Raw genomic sequence first — 23,407 nt, forward strand, 5'->3', positions numbered from 1 at the left:
TAATAAATGTAAAACATACACTTCAAATATAATATAATTTATTCCTTAAACACAAGAACCTGCCTGTATAAACAGACAGGTTCATTTTTTATCACAAATTAAAAATCAATTGTAATAAATTTTATTTGTGTTGATTTATTTAGCCAACGGACATTTTGTTAGACCTAAAAGCTTTTAAAAACCTATTCGGTCTTGCCGATTTATTATTTCACATTAATTGTAACTTCAACTGGCTTTAACCATTGACTTGTAAAGGTAACTTTTATAGGCTGAGCTTCTCCGGTTGCCTGAATGTATGCTGCAATATGTCCGTGGAAAACTCTTTGTACATTATCTGTATAATCTGTCATGTCGCTGTTGTTTCCAGCTTCCAATCCTAATAAAACTCCAGGTCCGCTAATGGTACACGTAACTTCATTATCTGAAAGCATAACCGGTAGACCGTTTTGATCCTTTACCTGAACCATGATTTTAGCAACTCCTTTGTCTTTTGTAATCGTAATGCTTTTGTCTGCAATAGTTAATTCTACAGGTTGCTGCGTAGTCGAAATAGCATATCTGCTTACTTCTTTGTCGTCTTTGCTTAAACCAACTGCTTCTAATTTTCCTGAAGCAAATGGAATATCCCAGTAGATAATTCCGGTTTTTTCGTCGTAAGCTTTTGCTTCGCCCACTACTTTTCCGTTCAGTTCTAATCTTGCTTTTGCTGCATTGGTATAGACCACTACGCGAATTTTTTCACCTTGAGTGTAATTCCAAATAGCCCATGCATCTTTAGAAACATCTTTTACATCTTTTAATGGATAAGTTCCGATATATGTCATTGGTTTATCTGACCAAAGTGACTGACGGAAATATCCTCTAGGTTTGATTACTCCTGCAAAATCAACCAATCCTGAGTAAAAACCTCTTGATGGCCATCTTCCTGATTCTCCTAAATAATCAATTCCTGTCCATAAAAATTGTCCGAAGATGTGTTTGTTGTTTTTTACTGCTAACCAAGGTTCCATGTCGTGAACGTTTTCACTTCCAAAAATAACTCTGTTTGGATATTTTTCATGATCCGATTGGTATTTACTTTCTGTATAATTGTATCCTGTAATGTCTAAAGCACCTGGATATTCTGTTTCGTTAGACATCGCAACTCCTGCTAGACCAGCAGTTGTTGGGCGTGATTTGTCGTATTTTTTAACCGCAGCTACCAAACGTTTTGCAATTGCTCCAAGACGCATTGCATCCGGCGCATCTTTTTTGTAACCACCATAATTGGCTTGTCCAAATCCGTCTTTTCCTTTATCAAGAACAGGGTGAGAATACGGATCATTTGGATAATCTACTTCGTTACCAATACTCCATGCAAAAACCGAAAGGTGGTTTCTGTCACGACGTACAAAATCTTCCAAATCTTTTTCTGCGTAATCTGCAAAAATATCAAACGTACCTTCGAATCCCGGAGTTCCGTAATTCCATCCTTCTAACCATTTACGTTTTGGAAATTCCCATTCGTCGTAAGCTTCGTTTAAAACCAATATTCCTAACTCATCGCAAAGTTCATAGAAAACAGGCGCTTGCGGGTTGTGACTTGTACGAATCGCGTTTACACCAATTTCTTTTAATGTTTTCAATCTTGTTTCCCAAACTTCTCGTGGTACTGCAGAACCTAAAACTCCGGCGTCGTGGTGCAGACAAACACCTTTCATTTTCATCCATTTTCCGTTTAATGCAAAACCATTGTTAGGATCGAATTTGAAATCTCTGAAACCTGTTTTGGTTACTGTTTCATCAATTTGTTTTCCGTCTTTAAAAACAGTTGTTTTAAGCTGATATAAATTCGGATTCTCTAAATCCCATAATTGTGGATTTTTTACATTTATTTTAGTCGAGATTTTTCCACTTTTATTAGCGGCAACCTCTACATTAGAAGAAGATTTACCTACTGATTTTCCGTCTTTAGAAATCAGTTCATTTACTACAGTAAGACTTGATTTTCCGGCTGAACCATTTTCAACCTCAACCTCAACATTTAATGTTCCTGTTCCTTTTTTTACTTCCGGATATGCATAAACACCCCATTGTGCAATATGAACCGGATTAGAATATACCAACCACACATCACGGTAAATTCCTGAACCGGTGTACCATCTTGAATCGGCACTTTGACTGTGATCTACACGAACCGAAATCGTGTTTTCTCCACCGTATTTTACGTACGGAGTCGCATCATAAGCAAAAGAAATATATCCGTTTGGACGTTTTCCTAATGAATGTCCGTTAATGAAAACCTCGCTTCTGTTGTAAACGCCTTCAAAATACAAGTAGACTTTTTCGCCTGTTTTACTTTGAGGAATCGTAACGGATTTACGATACCAGCCAATTCCGCCTGGTAAAAAACCGGTACAACTTGCCAATGTTGGGCTCAATTGTCCTTTTACGCTCCAGTCATGAGGAACGTTTACCGACTGCCATTTGCTATCGTCGTAAGCTTGTTTTTGTGCATCCGGAGTATCCTGAAGATTGAATTTCCAGTTGTCATTGATTTTCTTTGAATCTCCAAACGAGATCTGACTGAATGCAGACAAACACGAAAAGAGAAATACGGGTAGTAAGATCTTTTTTGTAAACATTTTTTTTAAGGTTCTAAGGTGCTGAGAATTTAATGTTCTAAGCTTTTGTTATTTTTTAGTTGTTATTTTTATTTTTGGTTTCAAGTTTCAGGTTTCAGGTTTCAGGTTTCAGGTTTTTAGTCGCAGTCTCAGTTTTCAAACTGTGACTGTAAACTGAGACTGAGACTGTAAACTGCGACTGAATACTAAAACTGTAACTCCCCTACAAACGTCACTATCGATTTTGCGGGAATTTCGAGATTATCGATTTTTTGAGTTGCTGCTCTTTTTAAATTCGAAGTATCTGAGGTTATGTAAGGTGTAAAATCATTGTTTTTCACCGTTCCTTTCGATAAATTGAATTTGTATTTCTGGGCTGATTTTCCAACGTTTACAGCAACTACAATTAGCTTTTTGTTTTCGACATCTTTGTAAGCGGTAAGCATTACATCGTTTGCTGCTTCCAGATCGTTTTGGTTGGGAACATCGATTCTAAGCATTCCCGGACGTACAAACAAAGAGTAATTTCCTAAAGCCCAAAGTAGTTTTGAATCGTGAAATTCTCCGTCATTCTTTACGTAATCCGGTGCTGTTCCTCCGTTGCTTTTTCCGTCATCAAGATAAATCAGACCGTCTTTGTAATCAACACGTGTTAGCGATGTCCACCATTGCCATGAAGCGGCATTGGCAACAGCAATATCATTATGAATCAAACGCCCTACGAATAAAGCAGTTTGCATTCCTAAATCTCTTCCTCCACCTGAACCGCCCGGAATTTCAGCTTCTCCCGGATTTTCTAAAATACAATATTCCGACTGCCAGTATTTTAATCCCGGATTTTGTTTGATGTTGGCAGCAATTAATTTTCTGCTTAAAACCTGTCTTTCAATTGGCCAGGTAGTAAAATAACTATGTCCTAAAATGACGTTTTTTACATTTGGGAATTTTGAAACGTTGGTTTTTGTTTTTCCAAAGAAATAATCAATTTGCTTGTCGCGGTTTTCCGAATTTACATTTTCGTATAAATAATCGATTTGTGCGGCTTCGGCAATGACGATTTCTGTATTCATTTTATTCGCTTTCAGTTTTTCTGAAAGTGATTTGGTCAAATCGTAAATTTCCTGATTGGTTGCCGGAGTTCCTTCCTGACTGTTGGTGTCACCGTGTTTTGGCATCCATTCCCATTGCGGTTCGTTTATTGGGCTTACATAATCGAATTTGATTCCTTCTTTCTTTTCCAATCCCTGAATACTTTGAACTAGAAAATCGGCAAATTTTGGCATTGCACCATCTTTTAGATTCAGTTTATTCTTTTCGGATGCAAAAGATAATCTGTTTTTGGTCATGTAAACCGGCGGACTATTGGTAAAAATCAGGAATTTTTCGACACCACGTTTTTTCGCCGCCTGCAGGAACCATCTTTGTCCTTCTTGTTTATTAAAATCGTAAGTTCCGTCTGCCTGCAAAAAAGATTCGCTTCTTCTCCACTCGTCCGACACTTTACTTTTTTCGCCTTGCTCCGTACTTCCCGCACCAAGATTAAACCTCCAGATCGAAAGTCCGATTCCTTTTGGATTTCCCTGTGCATCGATTTCTTTGCTAAAAAGCAAATCGGCAATGGCATTCTTTTTTTGTTCCGGCCAATTTTTCCCCACAAACTGGCATCTCCAGGCATCAGAGCCTCCAAAACCGTCCATGGTTTGTACTACATAATCAGTGCTAATGGTTATGGTTCGCTGTGCATACGACAGCGAACTCATGACCAATAAAAGCGAGATGTATACTTTTCTCATTATTTTATTATTCTTTCTGATTTTAATCTACTATTTTCTATGACAGCCTTGCTATATTTCGGCAGTATTACCTTTGTCAAAGTTTTAAACTTTGACAAAGGTTTCTGAAGCTTTTATCGTAATCTTGTCATTTCGACGAAGGAGAAATCTTCGCAAGTAGCTCGACAATCTTTGTCGTCCTTGATTATAGAATTACTTACTTGTCCTTCGACTTCGCTCAGGATGACATAGCTTGCGGTTATAACCTTTGTCAAAGTTTAAAACTTTGACAAAGGTCTGCGCGGTAAATCGCTATCTATTAAAACCTCAGTACCTTAGCAACTTAGTCCCTTAGAACCTCTTACTTATATGTCCCTACATAAGTCACAATTGACTTGGCAGGAATTTCAAATCCAGAAGCTTCAACAGCGGTTCCTTTTTTCAAGCTTAATGTTTCAGAAGTGGTATAAGGTGTCAATTTATTATCTGTTAATGCACCGCCTGAAAGGTTTAGTTTATAGGCTTTCGCCGATTTGCCAACGTTTACTGCTACAACTACTAATTTTTTTGTTGCGGCATCTTTGTATGCAGTAACCATTACACCATTCACGGAAGTGGCATTATCAACACTTGGAATCTGAACTCTCACCATTCCCGGTTTTACGAAAAATGAAAAGTTTCCTAATGCCCAAAGTGTTTTTGCATCTCTGACAAAACCGTCGTTTTTGCAATAATCTGCATTTCCTGCTCCGTTGCTTGAACCATCGTCTACGTGAATTAAACCGTCTTTGTAATCTCCGCGGCTGATGGCTGTCCACCATTGCCATGACGAAACACCTCCAACGGCAATATCTGTACTGATGATACGGGCTGTCCAAAGTGCGGTTTGAATTCCTAAATCTCTTCCCGGACCTGCTCCGCCTGGTAATTCAGCTGTTCCAGGGCTTTCTAAAACACAATATTCTGATGACCAAAGACTTAATCCAGGAACTGACTGTGTTCTTGTTGCCGCCAATTGTCTTGAATACACTAATTCTGTCAATGGCCAGGCTTGCCAGTAACTGTGTCCTGAAATGGTCTTTTTTACATTTGGTAATCCTGCAATATTTTTAGCCGAATTAACTCCGAAGAAATAATCGATTTGGTTCGATCTGTTTTCTTTACCAGAAACTGTTTTGTATAAATGTTCGTAAGCTGCCGTTTCACCTACAACAATCTGAGAAGTTAATCCTTTTGATTGTAATTTTGGAGAAAGTACATTTACAAAACTATAAATATTGGTATTCGTAGCCGGTGAACCTTCTTGTCCTGAACCGTCCCACTCGTATTGTGGTTCATTAAACGGAGACACGTAATCGATTGTTAAACCGTGCTCTGATTTTAATTTATCTAAAGAGTTTATCCAGAAATCAGCCAATTCTGACCATTTTCCATCTTTTAAATTATAAAATTCTTTTATTGATGCATGCGCTTTTCCGTTTTGCGTTAAATATACCGGAGCACTATTGGTGAAAGCCAGTAATTTTTCTAAACCACGTTCTTTTGCTGCTTTCATGAACCAAACCTGTCCGGCTTGTTTGTTCATGTTATAGGTAACTCCATCCGTAGTAAAACATTCAGTACGTCTCCATTCGTCTGTAATATCGCTTGCATCTCCCTGCTCAGCACTTCCTGAACCCAGGTTGAAACGCCATAACGATAAACCAATTCCTTTTGGATTTCCGTCTGCATCTACTTCTTTACTGAAAAGTAAATCGGCTATTTTGTTTTTTTTATCCGAAGGCCAATTTCTTCCTATAAAATTACATTGCCACGCATCAGAAGCTCCAAAGCTTTCCATTGTTTGAAGATTTGCATCAAGATTGATACTTAACTCCGCTGTAGTATTTTCAGCATCTGAATTCCCGTTGTTTTCTGAATCGCAGCTTACCAAAAAAGAGTTTGCGAAAAGTAAGCCTGCACACAGCAGACTTACTTTATTATTGTTGATTAATCTCATTTTAGTAATTAGGATTTTGAGTGATTACACCTCCGCTTAAATCAATTTCTAGTTGAGGTATTGGCCATAATAAGTGTTTTGCAGGATTAAAATTGATTCCTTTATCCTGAGGTTCTCTCAAATTGGTCGTTTCGTAAGGATCTGTAGAATTCAGGTTGTACTGAACAAAAGTTCCGTTTGGCCCCATCAATGATTCAATTACCGGTCTTCCTGTATTTGGATCTTTTTCACGACGGATATCAAACATACGTAATCCTTCGAAAGCCAACTCTAAACGACGCTCTTTGTAGATTTGTCTTAAAAGTGTTGGTCCTGATAATCCTGTTTTTGGATCTAATTTTACACGGGCTCTAATGATGTTGATATCTCCTAAAGCGTCTCCGCCAGTATGATAATTAGCTTCTGCACGTGTTAAATACATTTCGGCCAAACGAATCAACGGAATATTCAATGGTAAGTGACCGTCTTTTTTGTCTAATGCACGACGAGTTGCTATCGGAATATAATACTTACGAATGATACGCCCTGATTTATTGTCGTTTAAGCTGAATTTGTGTGTTGGATTTAAAACCTCATCTCCATAAGCTGCTTCTCCCCATTTTGTAATAGTACTTCTGCGACGAATTACATCATTTTCAGAAAGGTAAGCATTCTCTAAATCACTGGTTGGCATACACCATCCCCAACCGTCAAGAACATCTCCCGCATCATTACTCGGGAAGTTTTTCTTGTCTTCACCTCTGGCTCCTGCCAAAGTTGGTAAAGCAGCTCCAAGAGCTTTATCCTGTACAGACGAAGTTTGTGCTTCAAGAATAGACTCTACTCCGTTATGATTGTTTACATTCCAGATGTTTAAGAAATCAGCTTCTAAAGCAAAAGGTCCTTCGGTAATTACTTTGTTTGAATATAATTTGGCCTCAGCCCATTTTTCCTGAAACAACGATACACGCGCCAATAAAGCATAAGCTGCCCATTTGTTGATTCTTCCGTTTCTGGCTACCGGAGTATTATCCAGTTTTGCAGCAGATTCTTTAAGATCAGCTTCGATTTGAGCGTAAACATCTGCAACGGGACTACGTTGTAAATTCAGATCAGAAGTTCCTAATACTTTTGTATATAGAGGAACTGCTCCAAAAAGATTCACCAATTCGTAGTAGCAATACGCTCTTACAAATAAGGATTCTCCCATATATTGATTTTTCTGCGCATCAGGAATTGGTGATGCAGCCATTTTCTCTAAACCAATGTTGGCTGATTGAATGGTGTAATAATGAGCAGTATAAATACTGTTCATGTCTCCCATATTATCTGGCGTTATCAGGTATTGTGAAGCTGGCCTGTGTGCGCCACTATCCTGACCTGTATTTCCCATCCAGGCATCATCAGTTGCCATTTCATTGGTTACTCTTGGTGCAACTAATGTCCACCAATCCTTAGCCAATAATAATCTTTGTGTTAATTCATTGGCATAATTCTCACATTCCTGTGCGGTTTGAAAATAGTTCTCTAAGGTTTGTTTCCCTCTTTCGTCTTTTTCAATAAAATCGCTGCATGAAACTGCAACCAGAGAAAAAGCTAGTATTGATAATATCGTTTTTTTCATGTCGTTTTTTATTAAAATGCTACATTAAGACCCATCAAAATAGTCGGCTGAACAGGATAGTTCCATCCTCCAAAACCTGATCCTTTTACTCTGTCGCCTTTGTCAGGATCTCCTCCTGCAACTTCAGGATCAACACCATCGTATTTGGTCCATGTCCATAAATTTTGTCCTGATAATGAGATTCTCAATTTGTCTAAACCAAACTTGTTGTAGAATGAATATCCAACCTGAAGGTTTTTCATACGTACAAACGAACCATCTTCAACATATAAAGAAGAGAATTTGGTAAAGTTTTCGTTGTTATCATCTTTAGACAAACGAGGAACACGGTTTGAAGTTCCTTCACCATGCCATGCCATTTGGTCTAATCCGCTTACTTTGTTGGTTAAACTTGCACCATTGTATAAATCCGAAATGTTTTCGTTTACGATTTCATTTCCAATACTTGAATAAAAATTGGCTACTAAATCAAATTGTTTATAAGCAAAATTCAAATTCAGACCTACATTATAATCTGCCCATGGCGAACCAATTTTTGTACGGTCTTTTTCGTCTATTTTTCCGTCACCGTTTACATCTTTAAAACGAACATCTCCTACCTGAGCATATGGTTGTAATTTTGTTCCGTGCTCGTCTGTATGCGAATTCAATTGCGTTTGGTTTTGGAATAAACCATCAGCCACATATCCGTAGAAAAATCCAGGTTCTTCTCCTTTTATCGTTAAGGTTCTGTTTCCTGCTCCGTAAAGTTTTTCTCCTTCAGATGATAATGAAAGCATTTCTATGTTTACTGTTGTAAAAGTTACATCAACTCCATAAGAGAAATCTCCTTTTTTATCTTTATAAGAAAGCAATAAATCAATACCGCTTGATTGCATAGAACCTACATTTGACCAGATTCTTGAATTATCCGGAAAACCACTATAAGTTGGAAATTGTTTCAGGAACAACATATCCTTGGTTTTCTTTTGATAATATTCTAAAGATCCTGATAGTTTGTTTTTCCATAATCCGAAATCAAGTCCAAAACTCATATCTTCTACCGTTTCCCATTTAATGTCTTTATTCGCCATTGATGATGGGAAAGAAGTATCGCCCACTACATCGCCAATAGGATAAAATCCTTGCCCTATGTTGGATTGATAAACTGCTGTTGGCAATCCCTGATTTCCTACTTTACCCCAACCGGCTCTAAATCTTAAATCGCTTAAAACATCTTTTGTAGACTCCATAAATCCTTCATTAAGAATTCTCCATGAAACAGATGCCGACGGGAAATTAGCCCATTTGTTATTGGTCATGAATTTAGAAGAACCATCACGTCTGAATGTTCCTGTAAAATAATATTTACTGTCATAATTGTATGAGAAACGAGAAATATAAGACATCAAAGAACTTGACCAGCTGTTACCACCACTATTACGGTTTTTGGTTGCGGCATTTAATTCTCTCATGGCGTCAGTATTATTAGGAACTCCTTCTCCGTATCCCCAAAGATCTTTACCATTGTATTCTTCCATGGTATTACCTACCATTAAAGAGAAATTATGCTTTTCTGCAAATGCTCTTGAATAAGTAATAGTGTTTTGCCATGTCCAGTCAACATTTGTTGTATTCCATCTTTCGATCGTATTAATTTCTGCTTTTTCGTGTGCAGCATCAATTACGAAATCCGGTGTAAATTTGCTTCTAACTTTATCTCCTACTTCTACAGAAGCCTGAGTACGAATTACTAAACCTTTTATTGGCGTATATTGCAAGTAACCGTTTGTATTTAAGTTGTACTGATCTGTAAAATCATCATAACGTTTTACAGATGCAACAGGATTCCAAACGTATGAAGGAGAACGAGCAAAAATGCTGTATTCGTTTTCTAAACCTGTCAATTGATCTGCTGGTTTATAGACTGGCGTAATAGGATCAATTTTATCAAAATCAGCCCAGTTTCCAGGAGCTCCATAAGTTTCGTAACGAGGATTTAAAGTAATTCCGGCAGAAAATTTATCTGAGAATTTAAAATCGTTATTGATTCTCATCGTGATTCTTTCCCATCCTCCCACTTCATAAATAGATTCTGAGTTATAATAGTTTAAACTAATAGCATAAGTATGTTTATCAGAACCTCCGCTAACTCCCAAAGAAGCGTTTGTTACGGGCGCTCCGGACTTAATTCCAGCTTTCCACCAATCAGTTGTTTTTCCTTGGTATTGAGACGGATTTGGCAAATAATCTGCATAACCTGAGTTGTTGTAGGCTTTGTTCATAATTGTAGCATAACCAACAGCATCTGACATATTATAAGGATTGTTCATCATCTGAATCCCTGAACTCATATCAAAATTGAATCTTGTCTGACCACTTTTACCTTTTTTGGTCGTGATCAAGATAACTCCGTTCGAAGCTCGGGAACCATAAATGGCACTCGCAGAAGCATCTTTTAAAACCTCCATCGATTCAATCTCATTATTGCTTAAAAAGTTGATGCTTGTTCCCATCGGGATTCCATCTACCACATAAAGCGGATCTGTATTAAGGTTTACCGTAGAAATTCCACGAATTAAAACCCTTGGCTGAGCGCCCGGACCACCCTGACCTGTAACCTGAACTCCGGCAACTTTACCCTGCAAAGATTCTGCAACGTTACCCACAGTCATGGTTTGAAGCTCTTTTCCTTTTATAGAAGAAATCGAACTCGTTACATCGCTCTTTTTTACAGCAGCGTAACCCACCACAACAATCTCGTCAAGAACCTGACTTGACTCTTCAAGAATCACATTTAGAACGGTTTGCTCTCCTACCGAAATTGTTTTATTGGCAAAGCCAATGAACGAAAACTCGATCTGGGCATTTTTATTGGGAACAGAAATCGTAAAATTTCCATCAAAATCTGTAGCAGCTGAACTTGCAGTTCCTTTTACCATTAAGTTTACTCCCGGAATGGGCACATTGCCTTTATCCTTAACGGTTCCTTTTACTGTTATTTGACCAAATGTCGCAGCACTGCACAACATGGTGATAAACAACCATATAAATTTATATTTCATATTAAGATATTTTTTAATTAAATGTTATAGCCAGATGATAAGCTACTATTTTTTAGTAACAAAAAGTCTTTCCAATTCAGTATCCAGCACTACTTTGTACACTCCCGGAGCAGCCGGATATTTAGCATTTCCGTTTTCTCCCGGCGACATTGTAGCCACCCCGTTTTTGATTAACCTCCATGATGGATTCCACCATTGACCTGTAAAAGTTGCTTCCATAGTTCCTGTCAGCGTATACTCTCCTACTAATTGGTAAGGGTTATTTGGGTTGTTGGCTAAGTGTAATCCTGTTTGAACCCAAGCCGTCCAGGTATCCCAGTCAGCACCTTGAATTCCGGAACCGCAAACACTTACGAAAGGTCTTCTTTTTGCTTCTTCATCATGCCATAATCCGTTGGCTACATCAGCCCAAACTTTACTTGATGGCGTATATTTAGTTGCAGTATATTTTAGAGTATTCGGATTTACTTTGATTACATAATATCCTTTTGTAGGCAAGATAATTGGTGTCGAAGCAACGTCATCTGCCAATTCACCTGAAGCATTTAAACCAAAACAATGTGGCGCAAAATCAGATTCCTGACCTAAGAAATAAATTTCTTTATTGTCTTTATCAGCATAATATTTGAATTCGAAATCTTGTCCTTCTTTATTGTGGAAATACATCGGAACTCCAACAGCATCCGTGGTAAGACTCGTTCCTTTTGGCTGATCGCATAAGTAAATGGCAGGATACTCATTTGTAGCCACAACATTTACACTTAGCGTTCCTGTATTAGGAATCGCAAATTTGTCTTTTGCTGTAATCGTTAAAACATAATTATCAGCCGTTACCGGTAATGTGTACGTTTTATTGAAAGTATACGATTGTGGTGCTCCTGTTAACTGAACTTTTTCATCAATACCCAATGCAGCACACTGAATCTGAATATAATCAATTCCAGAATCGTCATTAACTACAAAATTCACCGGCATTTGATTGCTTGTCGATAATAAAATAACGGCTCCTTCTTTTGGAGTAATCATGGTGATTGATGGCGCAGCAAATTCTCCGTCAAGACGTAAGTTGATATCTTCATCAATTGCATTTCCTGAAACATCGGTAATCGTTAATTTTATTTTGAAAGCTTCAGAGGTTCCTCTATTGGCAGGAACTTCAAAAAAATAACTCAAATCGTATGATTTAAGTAAGGGATCAGTTGCGAAAGCAATGACTTTATCCAGTGATAATTCAGGGATTTGAATTCTCACGCTTTTTAATCCTAAATCGTCAGCCAAAGCGGCTTTAATTTCAAATTTCCTGCTTGGTGCTCCGTAGATTTCCTTTGTCGAAACTGCGACAGTAGGATTGTCAGAACTTGGAAAATCAGATTCGTTATTTTGACATCCTGTAAATAGAACAGCAAAAACAGCAAGAAAAAATAAAAATACATTTTTTTTCATTTGATTTTTAAGGTTAGGTTAGTTAAGTATTGTAAAGTGATAGTTTAAAATTGTGTAGGCTAATTTTTAAGATTTGCGTTGCTAACTATTTTTATGAGGCAATAAATAGTACAACAAAAATGGTTATGTGGTTATTTTCATATTTATTGGGTTTGGTTAATTGTTTATAATTAGATAATGTGATAATTTGACCATAAGAACATGAGATAATTAAAAACTGTGCTGATTTTTTAATTGGCAAATTGAACAACTTCAATAATATTATCTAATTATCTCATTCGCTAATTAACCTTTATTTTACCCCGCAGCTTTTTACTGCGGGTTTGATAAGTAACATGTAAAACCAACTCTTACTATCTTATTTTAAAGAAGGCTCAATTCCTTTAAACAGATCAAAAACTTATCGTAAAATAAACACTTATATTACACACAGTAATTCAACTAACAGATTACTATAAGTGCAAAGAAATGTATAAAACACACTTTTAAGGAGGGGTAAAATGGAAAAAAAAGGAGGTCAAAATTGCAATTAACTATTATTTTGGATTAAAAATTAAGGACTATGAAAAAATAATAACCTATTTTTGAATTATATGTAATTACCAAATAAAATTATGATTTCCAGCTAAAACGTTTGCGTTTTTAATGCTTACTATTTTGTCATTTCGAAAGAAGGGAGAAATCTACACGAGAAGCTCGACAAAGTAAACCCACTATTCGTCTTTGCGAGGAACGAAGCAATCTCTTTCGCTGAATCCAATTAGTGATTTTGGTAAGTGTGGTTCTTCGTTCCTCGCAATGACAAGTTTGAGCTTAAAAAAATCATTTATTACAGAAAATCTATTTAATAACATTAAGATCTGAGTTGAAAGAACTCTTGTACTTTTTGATGTATTCTGAAGGTGTCATCCCGAAGAGCTTTACAAATTGCTGTCTGAAATATTTCGGATCTTCAAAACCGACTTCTGCACTTGCCTGAGTAATATTAATATCCTCGGTAAGCATTAGCATGGCCGCTCTTCGAATTCGAACCGAACGAATAAAGGCATTTAAAGTCTGGCCGGAAATGATTTTAATTTTCGTGTACAATGTTCTATGACTCATTCCCATTTCGAGGGCGAAGTTTTTTATTGTAAAATCTCTTTTATGAATATTGGCTTCAACGATATCAATACACTTTTTCAGGATTTCCTGATACTCCTGCGGCACTTTCTGGGTGTTTTCCTTTAGTGTGATACTATCTAAGAAATAGGTACGCAAATTACTGCGGTTTCTTAGTAACGATTCGACACGCGCCACCAGAATATCATCATCAAAAGGTTTGGTAATATAATCATCTGCACCGTCGTTGATTCCCTGCAGATGGGTTTCGGGATTTTTTGATGCTGTGAGTAAAATAACCGGAATATGAGATAAAGCGTCATTCTCCTTTATTTTTCGGCACAATTCCAGACCATCCATTTCTTCCATCGTGATATCGCTAATCACCAGGTCAGGCATGTGTTTTTTGGTTAGTTTTAAACCTTCTTCCCCATTCTCGGCGCTGTAAACGATATAGGATTCTGAAAATAGTTTGATAAGATAAGCTCGTATTTCGACATTATCATCAATAATCAAAACAGTACGTTTATCGGTCAGCATGATTTTCTGGAAATCAGTTTCTGAAACGGCAGGATTCGAAACCTGATGCTCCTCGCCGTCATCGATAATAAGCTCATCAAATAACTGGCTCCTTTTTGGGATTTCATTCGTAATTTCTACGTTATCAAAATGACTGTCTCCTTTAAGGAATGTGAGTTTAAAAGTACTTCCTTTTCCAATTTCACTGGTACAGCTTACGGTTCCTTTGTGTTTGTCGACAAAATACTTAACGATATAAAGTCCGATTCCAAAACCGGTGCCAATGGATACTTTCGATTTTATTTGTTTGAATTTTTCAAAGATCACTTCAATATCTTTGGGTTCGATTCCGTCACCGCTATCTGAAATTTCTAAGTAAACCTGCTGATCGTTTTCTGTAAGTTTTAGGTTGATTTCTCCGCCAATTGGTGTGTATTTAAAGGCATTTGACATTAAATTAAACAACGAAATTTCAATTTTTTCGTAATCGCCGATAATCACAATTTCATGATCCGGAATACCAAAATTGTATCGAATACTTTTATCTTTTGCCTGATTGACAAAACATTGGTACACTTCATTACAAAGATTATTTACATTAATGGGAGATAATCTGAGTGAATCTGCATCGTTCTCTGCTTTTCTAAAAAGCAACAACTGATCGACCAGACTCAAAAGTCTCCTGGCGTTTCTGTGCGCAATTGCCAAATCACTTCCTGACGAACCATTTTGTACACTTTCTTTCTGCACTGCTTTTTTCAACGGATTTATGATCAGCGAAAGCGGCGTTCTAAACTCATGCGAAATATAGGTAAACATCGAGGATTGTTTCTCGGCAATTTCCTTTTCTTTCTTGCTTTCCAGTTCAGCAATTTTGACTTTATACTTGAGTTTTTCTTTGTTTTTATTGTATTCCAAATAGGCAAAAATAGCGCCAATACCTGCCAGTAAATACAATGCATATGCCCACCAGGCTCTGTACCACGGGGGTAAAACTTCTATGGTTATTAAACTTACTTCTTTGTTCCAGCCGCCTTTAAAATTGGTTGTTTTTACTTTAAAAATATATTTCCCTTCGGTTAATCGGGCATAATTGGCTTTTCGGGCCTGACCCACATAATTCCATTGTTCGTCCCAGCCTTCTAAATAATACGCATAATTTATTTTGTCAGCATTGTTATAATCCAACGCTACAAACTCGAGTGACAATGTCGTTTGATCGTACGGAAGACTTACTTGTTTGATTTTGCCATTCTCCCATTCTAAGTCGTTTTTGCTTTCTTCAATAGGCAAATTGTTGACATAAAAATCAGACAGCAATAAATTGTTTTTTTGATTGAATCCTTTTATGGCTTCGGGAAAAAAGGCATTAAAACCGTTTATTCCTCCAAACAAAAATTCTCCTGTAGATAATTTAAGCCCCGCATTAAAACTAAACTGATTACTCTGCAGACCATCATTTACAGAAAAATTACGGAATGTTTTTCTCTTTTTGTCGTACCTGCAAATACCATTATACGTACTCATCCAAAGGTTTCCTTCTTTATCTTCAAGCAATCTTAAAACGGTGTTTGAAGGCAAACCATCATCTGTGGTTAATCTTTTAAAAGTATTTGTTTTTCGGTCAAACAGCAATAAACCGCCTTCCTGAGTGCCCAACCAGAGGTTTTTATCCTTGTCTTCGTGAATACATCTTACAGGGTGTCCTATTGTAACTTTATTGATTTTATGTGTGTTTTTTTCGATAGAAAATAATGACGTATAGTTTCCTGCCCAAAGTTTTCCGTCGCTGGTTTCTGTCATGCATTGCAAATTAGTAACCGAGGGATCAAAAAGTGTGAAGCTGTTTTTTACTCTGTCAAGAAAATACAAGGCACCTTCGTTTGTGGCACTTGCCCAGATATTGGCTTTTGAATCTTTGTAAACAAACCAAATATTCTTCTCGATTTGTTTGGTGTAAGGATTGTAACACGTATATGGTGTAACTGAATTTGTTTTTGGATTGATTTTACTTATGCCGCCTGCCCAGCTCGATAGCCAGATTTCGTTGTTGTTGTCACGTACAATTCCGGTAATAAATTTGTTCGGAAGTTTGTTGCTGTAACTGGTATAGGAATTGTTTTTTCGATCCCAATATTTTAAACCTGCACCGTCTGTACCTACCCAAACATTGTTTTTTTCATCTTCACAAAAAGACAAAATAAAATTCTCTACAAGATCTTTTGAGTTGTATTTTATGCTTTTAAAGTATTTGGGTGTATTGCTCAGCATACTTATTCCGCCACGCAAAGAACCAAACCATTTGTTGCCTGATTTATCTTCGTATAAACTCCAAACCGAATTACTTTTGGCAACCTGATTTTCTTTTATCGCATTTGCAGGAATTGCTTTTTTGCTTGTACCAATTACTTTATAAATTCCTGAACCATCTGTGGTAATCCAGATTTCATTTTTTTTATCTAAAAGAAAATCGGTAACGCTGGATTTGCTTGAAAAGTAGTTCTCTGACAACGAACCTGATTTGGTATTAAAGAGAAACAAACCTTCATCAGTTCCTAATAATAAATTGCCGTCGGTAGCCAATTTCATCGCTTTGACTTCCATAGAAAGCGGAAAAGCGACTTTTAAACTTTTTGTTTTATAATTGTAGCTGGCAATACCAACATTTTTAATATACACCCAGGAATGATTGTTTTTTTTGTCATCCTGAATTGCAATCGCATCATAATTATTAACTGTAATTCTGTTTCCCAAAACATTTAGCGGAATGTGTTTACCAACAAAAGAACCATTTTCGAAAGCAATTAAACCCAGATTTTGAGAGGCTATTAAAACCAAATCATCAGAAACAGAACGCATTTGGTGAATGATGTCTTTTAATATTTCAGGCTTTTTGCCTGATACCGCATATTCTACAGAATGAAATGTGGCTGTGGTTTTGTTGTAAATACAAACGCCGTTTGAGCCACCGACCCAAATATTTTTTCTGGAATCTCCCTCAATATTATAAATCGTATTGAATAAAAGTGATTTTTTATCGTTGATTCGATTACGGAAAACTTTAAAATTGTATCCGTCATAACGATTGAGTCCGTCGTAAGTTCCAAACCACATATAGCCATCACTATCCTGAAAAATAGTGGTGACGGAATTGTTAGACAATCCATCAGAAATATCAAGAAATTTTACAGGATTGTCCTGTGCATAACCCAATGAAGGAAAACCAAATAGCAGTATAAAAAGTGCAACTAAATACTTCAAAATAAAAGGTGTTTTTTTGATTTTGTGTAAATAGTACAATTATAAGCTAAATTTATAAATATATCATAAAAATATAGTTATAAAAATCACTTATACCTCAGTGTTTATAGGATTTTACCTTGATCTGAATTTTTAATAAAACTATCCCTACGCGAAAAAAAGTTTTTGCCACGAAGGCACAAAGACACTAAGATTCTCTATTGCTTTGGGTAAAATAAAAAATGCCACGAAGACACAAAGTCACCAAGCTTTCAATCATTTATAGATTGAAAAAAACTTTGCGTCTTAGCGCCTTCGTGGCAAAGAAAATTAGCCGCATTTAGACGAACCGCAATCACTACAAGTAAGACAGCCTTCCTGATAAATAAGATTATCTGAGTTGCAATTGCTGCATTTTTGTCCGCGGACTTCTGTGCCATCTACTATATAACGCTTCAGGGCACGTGAAACCCCGTTTTTCCAGGTATTTATAGATTCGCTGTCTAGTTGCAAACTGCTAATTAAATCTACTACTTTATCAATAGGCATTCCGTGTCTTAGCGTACTTGAGATCAGTTTGGCATAATTCCAGTATTCCGGATTAAACTTATGCGAAAGTCCCTCGATCGTAGTTTTATAACCTCTTGTATTTTTGTACTGAAAATCGTAGCGGGTATTTCCGTCTTCATTTTTATTTTTAATAATCAATCCTTCAGAAACCCAACGCGGAATCAAGATACCATCTTCGTCATCTACCAAACCGGTAAAGATTTCATAAGGTTTGCCATCCAATAATCCGATAAAGGCAATCCATTTGTCTTTACTGTTTTGAAAACGTACTACATCCGCCTCTAATATTTGTGGACGTTTGGTTGTAAAAGTATTTGCTTGTATTTCTTTGACTTCCTCTTTCTTTTCTGTATTCGAAATTAAAACTCCTGAACGTGAGCCGTCACGATAAACAGTAACGCCTTTACATCCTGCTTCCCAGGCTTCCATATACAGCTTATTGACCATTTCCTCCGGCGTTTCGTTAGGTACATTAATGGTTACTGAAATAGAGTGATCGACCCATTTCTGGATTTTTCCTTGCATTTTTACTTTGTTCAGCCAATCGATATCATTACTGGTTGCTTTGTAATACGGTGATTTTTCTACCAGCACATCAATTTCTTCCTGACTGTAGTTTTTAGAAGTATCATATCCGTTGATCATCATCCATTCTTTGAATCGGTGGTGAAACACCACATATTCTTCCCAACTGTCTCCTAACTCATCTACAAAATCAACTCTCGTATCTTTATCGTTTGGGTTTACTTTTCTTCTTCTTTTATAAACCGGAAGAAAAACTGGCTCAATACCAGATGTCGTCTGCGTCATTAAACTTGTAGTTCCGGTTGGTGCGATTGTCAATAATGCAATATTACGACGTCCGTGTTTTTGCATTTGGGTATACAACTCTGCATCGGCTTTTTTTAATCGAAGCAAAAACGGATTATGTTTTTCTCTTTTAGCATCATAAATGGCAAACATTCCGCGTTCTTTGGCCAGATTTACTGATCCGCGGTAGGCTTCAACGGCAAGTGTCTGGTGAATTTTTTCGGCAAACAAAATACCTTCATCGCTTCCGTAACGTAAACCTAATGCTGCCAGCATATCACCTTCGGCAGTAATTCCAATTCCGGTACGACGACCCTCATTGGCTTTATGTTTGATGTTTAACCAAAGATTTTTCTCTACCATTTTTACCTCTTCGCTTTCAGGGTCCTGATTGATTTTTTCTAAAATAACATCAATTTTTTCCAGTTCAAGATCAATGATATCATCCATTATTCTTTGAGCAGCTGCTACGTGTTTTTTGAAAAGTTCAAAATCAAAAGAAGCTTTTTTGGTAAACGGATTTTTTACATAGGAGAACAAGTTTATCGCCAATAAACGACAGGAATCATAAGCACAAAGCGGGATTTCGCCACACGGATTTGTTGATAAAGTTTTGTATCCCAAATCAGCATAACAATCCGGCAAGGATTCGTTGATAATAGTATCCCAGAATAAAATTCCAGGTTCTGCTGATTTCCAGGCATTGTGTATGATTTTATCCCAAAGTTCTTTTGCTTTAATTACTTTAGAATATAAAGGTGTATCGCTAAAAATAGGATATTTCTGTTCGTACAGCGCATCGGCTTTTACGGCTTTCATAAAAATATCATCAATTCTCACCGAAACATTGGCACCGGTTACTTTTCCCTGTTCCATTTTAGCATCAATAAAATCAGCGGCATCGGGATGATTTACAGAAACCGAAAGCATCAAAGCACCGCGACGGCCATCCTGCGCTACTTCTCGAGTTGAATTGGAGTAACGCTCCATAAAAGGAACTAATCCTGTAGAGGTCAATGCTGAATTTTTTACAGGAGAACCTTTAGGGCGAACATGTGACAAATCATGCCCCACTCCTCCTCTGCGTTTCATTAACTGAACTTGCTCCTGATCGGTTTTCATGATTCCGCCATACGAATCCGAATTATCACTGCCAATTACAAAACAATTGGACAAGGATGCTACCTGAAACGGATTTCCTATTCCGGTCATTGGGCTTCCCTGAGGCACAAGATATTTGAAATCTTTTATGAGATCAAAAATTTCTTTCTCGCTCAGCGGATTTGCATATTTACTCTCAATTCTTGCTATTTCAGACGCGATACGACGGTGCATATCATCGGGAGATTTTTCAAAAATATTACCTTGAGAATCTTTAAGAGCATACTTGCTTACCCAAACTGTTGCAGCAAGACTATCTCCTTTAAAGTAGTCTAAAGAAGCCTGAATTGCTTCGTCCTGAGTGTAAATAATTGTTTGATTTTTTGTAGCTAATAATTCATCCATGATTATGATATTTTGAAGTTTTTTACGAATGGTAAATTTAGAACCAAATAAACTCTAAAAAAAATCAGATTAAAAAAGTTCACAAAAAACAACTCTTAATCAATTGATAATAAATACATTAAAAATTTATAAACATCAGAAAGTTAACAAATAAATACATTTACGACTCACAATTAGCACAAAATATGACAAAAATCATTGAATGATAATAATCGCACTAATACGTTAAATAAAAACACAAAGGGATAATTTTTCTTACTTATTTTAAATGATTGATTTTTAATTAAGGATTTTAACAAGTCATAAACTCATTTTAAAAATAAACGAACTTCATTAATAAAAAACACCCTCATATAGTAGTTAACTTTTTGAGGGCAATTTCAAATTTAAGTGAAAGGATTTTTATTTATTACTTAACATAATAGGTATTAATATTTTATTCTTCTTCTTTTCTAAAATGCTTCTGCAAGCTACCATCAACAAGGATAGTACCCCAAACCCCATTCCGGCCCACGGAACATTGCTAATGGTACTTTGAGAAATAATCCAGCCGCCAACAGCTGTACCTAGAAATACTCCCAGATTTCCAAAGGAAGTCGCTAAACTATTCGCAAATTCAAGCGAATTTGGAGCTGCCGAAATCATGTAAGCAGATGCATTTAAGAAACATGGTGCGTAAAAAAATCCCCAAATCGCCACTACAATTACAGTTATCCAGAGGCTATCTCCGGAATAAATAAGTATCACTGGAATAATCACAGTTCCGCAAAGAAAAAAGGCAACTGTTTTTGTTATGCTTCTGGTCAGCATTTTTCCGGACAACCAATTAGAAAAAACACCTACAACGCCAAACAAAAGCAAAAGATAGCTAATGGTTTCCATATCTACTTTTCTGGTTTTTATTAAATAATCAGCGAAATAACTGTAAGTTGAAAACCAGGATGCAATCATAAAAAAATTCATTGCAGTACTTAAAACAAACGATTTATCTTTTAGAATTTTAACCTGACTTCCGTATGATTTTTTCTCTGGTATATCTCCGTCTGGCATGATCTTGAAAATTGTAACTAATGCTAATGCACTTACTATGGCCTGTACAAAAAATGAAATCTGCCATGTAAAAATACTGGCCAAATAGGTCGCAACAGGCACCGTTGTAACCATCGCCAATGCGATTCCGCCAAGAACAATTCCCATCAATTGATTCTCCTGACTTTTCTCTCCGGATGATACTGCTGCTGCAATTGCTGTGGCGATATAAACGGGCTGTAAAAAGGCAGGCAGCATACGAACGATCATCAAAAGCCAAAAAGGTGGAGAAAATGCAGAAACAATTGTCGAAAATAAAAAGACAAAAATGGTAGCAAGCATGATCTTTTTTCTATCAAAACCAGAAAATAGCAAAGTCATAAAGGGTCCCGTAAGTGCAATAACCAATGCAAAGGCACTTAACAAATAAGCCGCTTTATCGATTGTAATTCCGTAATAAACGGCGATTTGTGGCAAGATTCCGATTATTCCAAATTCTGTCGTTATTATCCCAATCATTCCCAGACAGCCAACATATGCTATTTTTTTATTTAATTTCATTGCTTTCAGAGTTTAGAGATGAATAAATGGCATTTTTGATGGCTTGTCCCTGAATGGGAATTCCTGTAAGTGTTACTGCCATAATAAGCGTAAAAGTGTATTTTAACATGTTGTAATGATTTAGAGTTGCAAAACTACATACAGTACACTAATTTTACAGAGTAAACATCCCAATGTAGGGTACTAACAAAAAAGTAAGTAATGTCTAAAAGAAAGGAAAGTTCTACCAATACAGAAAACAGAAACTATATCACAACCTGCAATTTGACCTATGCTGTTTGTCTTGTAGGCGGTCGATGGAAACTGTTGATACTGTGCAAGCTTGAAAAAGGAAAACTTAGATTTGGTGAATTAAGAAACCAAATATGTAATATTACCGAACGCATGCTTACTTTACAATTGCGCGAATTAGAACGTGACGGAATGGTAAAACGTACGGTTTATGCTGAAGTTCCGCCCAGAGTCGAATATGAACTTACCGAAATTAGCCTGAAATTAGTGCCAATCTGGGGCTCAATAAGCAATTGGGGAGCAGAGCATAAAGATACTATGGCGCAAAAAAACGCCACCCAATCAGGAAACTTAACAGAGCAGGAATAAAGCTATATTTGAAATCTATAAAACAAAAAACCACTCCTATTCGGGAGTGGCTTTTACTTTATTGTTCTTCAAAAACAATTAAAGACTAAATAATTATGAAACTTTAGTCATTAAATTTTCAATTTTAGAATTCGAAATTACGGGATTTGCTCCTGGCGCTTCAGCAACCAAAGCTCCAACCGCACAAGCAAAATCTATAGCTGCCTGAGGTTCTTTTCCGGTAAGCAGGGAAGTAATTAGTGCTGCCAAAAATGAATCGCCTGCTCCTACCGTATCTGCAACCTCAACCGGATAGCCGCTATTATCATAAAGTTTGCCTTCCCACATTAGCAATGCGCCGTGTTTCCCTTTTGTTACGCACATTGCCGTAACATTTGTTTTTTCTGCCACAAAGTGCATATTCTCTTCTAAACCAGTAAAAGGTGAATTCATTGCTTCGGCAATTTCTAATAATTCTTCGTCATTAAACTTTATAAAATTAGCCGAATGCATTAATTGCTCCAAAATTTCATGCGAGTAATGTGGCTTCCTTAAATTCACATCAAAAACCTTATATACTTTTGTCTGTAACAATTCTTCGAGAGATTTTCTTGAAACTTCGTCTCTGCAAACCAAACTGCCGTAAATTAGCACATCAGCTTCGGCAACTGTTTTTTTTGCAAAATCGTTGAGTACAATTTTATCCCAGGCCGATGGATAGGCAATTTCATACGTTGCCGAACCACGCTCGTTTAAGGTAACATTTACCAATCCGGTTGGAAAACTTTCCGACTGCATGATTGCATCCGTTTCAAGTCCCAGATTTTTGACCTGATTGATAATTGCCTCTCCGTCATTATCTTTTCCTACGCAGCTAATCATGGCTACATCACAGCCTAATGTTTTCATGCGTAAAGCGACATTAAGAGGCGCTCCGCCAATCTTTTTTTCGTTATCAAAAACATCCCAAAGTACTTCTCCGTAGGCTACAGCTTTAAGGTTTTTTCCGTTATTCATTCTAAAACTAT

The 23,407-nt window shown here is 36.8% G+C and carries 12 protein-coding genes; 1 reads left to right on the plus strand and 11 read right to left on the minus strand.

Translation table 11 applies throughout. The annotated features are described in order from the left end of the window. Window positions 1–203 precede the first annotated feature (203 nt). The 10 genes from FLP_RS07880 to FLP_RS25830 all read right to left on the minus strand — a co-directional run bounded on the left by FLP_RS07880 (window position 204) and on the right by FLP_RS25830 (window position 21,909). On the minus strand, window positions 204–2,624 hold the full coding sequence (locus FLP_RS07880; protein WP_065448972.1) for a glycoside hydrolase family 2 TIM barrel-domain containing protein: 2,421 nt from the start codon (window positions 2,622–2,624) through the stop codon (window positions 204–206). Between the two features lie 185 nt (window positions 2,625–2,809). Beyond that, window positions 2,810–4,396 (minus strand): glycoside hydrolase, encoded by a 1,587-nt coding sequence (locus FLP_RS07885; RefSeq protein WP_065448973.1) that lies wholly within the window; start codon window positions 4,394–4,396, stop codon window positions 2,810–2,812. 340 nt (window positions 4,397–4,736) lie between these two features. After that, entirely contained in the window at window positions 4,737–6,374 is a 1,638-nt protein-coding gene (locus tag FLP_RS07890) for a glycoside hydrolase (RefSeq protein ID WP_083195823.1), read from the minus strand. A gap of 1 nt (window position 6,375) precedes the next feature. Beyond that, the gene (locus FLP_RS07895) at window positions 6,376–7,977 is read right to left on the minus strand and encodes a RagB/SusD family nutrient uptake outer membrane protein (protein WP_065448974.1); all 1,602 of its coding nucleotides are present in this window, start codon (window positions 7,975–7,977) and stop codon (window positions 6,376–6,378) included. A gap of 11 nt (window positions 7,978–7,988) precedes the next feature. Continuing rightward, window positions 7,989–11,021: a SusC/RagA family TonB-linked outer membrane protein gene (locus tag FLP_RS07900; protein WP_065448975.1), complete on the minus strand. Its 3,033-nt coding sequence runs from the start codon at window positions 11,019–11,021 to the stop codon at window positions 7,989–7,991. Window positions 11,022–11,066: 45 nt separating this feature from the next. Continuing rightward, window positions 11,067–12,464 (minus strand): hypothetical protein, encoded by a 1,398-nt coding sequence (locus tag FLP_RS07905; RefSeq protein WP_065448976.1) that lies wholly within the window; start codon window positions 12,462–12,464, stop codon window positions 11,067–11,069. 840 nt (window positions 12,465–13,304) lie between these two features. Continuing rightward, window positions 13,305–17,345: a hybrid sensor histidine kinase/response regulator transcription factor gene (locus FLP_RS07910; RefSeq protein WP_065449131.1), complete on the minus strand. Its 4,041-nt coding sequence runs from the start codon at window positions 17,343–17,345 to the stop codon at window positions 13,305–13,307. Between the two features lie 309 nt (window positions 17,346–17,654). Further along, on the minus strand, window positions 17,655–20,210 hold the full coding sequence (locus tag FLP_RS07915; RefSeq protein WP_065448977.1) for an adenosylcobalamin-dependent ribonucleoside-diphosphate reductase: 2,556 nt from the start codon (window positions 20,208–20,210) through the stop codon (window positions 17,655–17,657). Window positions 20,211–20,612: 402 nt separating this feature from the next. After that, window positions 20,613–21,800, minus strand: coding sequence for an MFS transporter (locus FLP_RS07920; protein WP_065448978.1), 1,188 nt, complete (start codon window positions 21,798–21,800; stop codon window positions 20,613–20,615). Beyond that, the gene (locus FLP_RS25830) at window positions 21,787–21,909 is read right to left on the minus strand and encodes a hypothetical protein (protein ID WP_256370408.1); all 123 of its coding nucleotides are present in this window, start codon (window positions 21,907–21,909) and stop codon (window positions 21,787–21,789) included. The genes FLP_RS07920 and FLP_RS25830 overlap by 14 nt, the downstream gene beginning before the upstream one ends. A gap of 92 nt (window positions 21,910–22,001) precedes the next feature. Here FLP_RS25830 and FLP_RS07925 point away from each other — a divergent pair, with 92 nt between their 5' ends. Beyond that, window positions 22,002–22,400 carry a winged helix-turn-helix transcriptional regulator gene (locus FLP_RS07925; RefSeq protein ID WP_065448979.1) on the plus strand — a complete coding sequence of 133 codons (399 nt, stop codon included), beginning with the start codon at window positions 22,002–22,004 and terminating at the stop codon, window positions 22,398–22,400. Window positions 22,401–22,493: 93 nt separating this feature from the next. Here FLP_RS07925 and FLP_RS07930 read toward each other — a convergent pair whose 3' ends face one another. After that, complete coding sequence (locus FLP_RS07930) at window positions 22,494–23,396, minus strand: carbohydrate kinase family protein (protein ID WP_065448980.1); 903 nt, start codon at window positions 23,394–23,396, stop codon at window positions 22,494–22,496. Between the last annotated feature and the right edge of the window lie 11 nt (window positions 23,397–23,407).

The sequence above is a fragment of the Flavobacterium piscis genome (genome assembly GCF_001686925.1).
Classification (GTDB): domain Bacteria; phylum Bacteroidota; class Bacteroidia; order Flavobacteriales; family Flavobacteriaceae; genus Flavobacterium; species Flavobacterium piscis.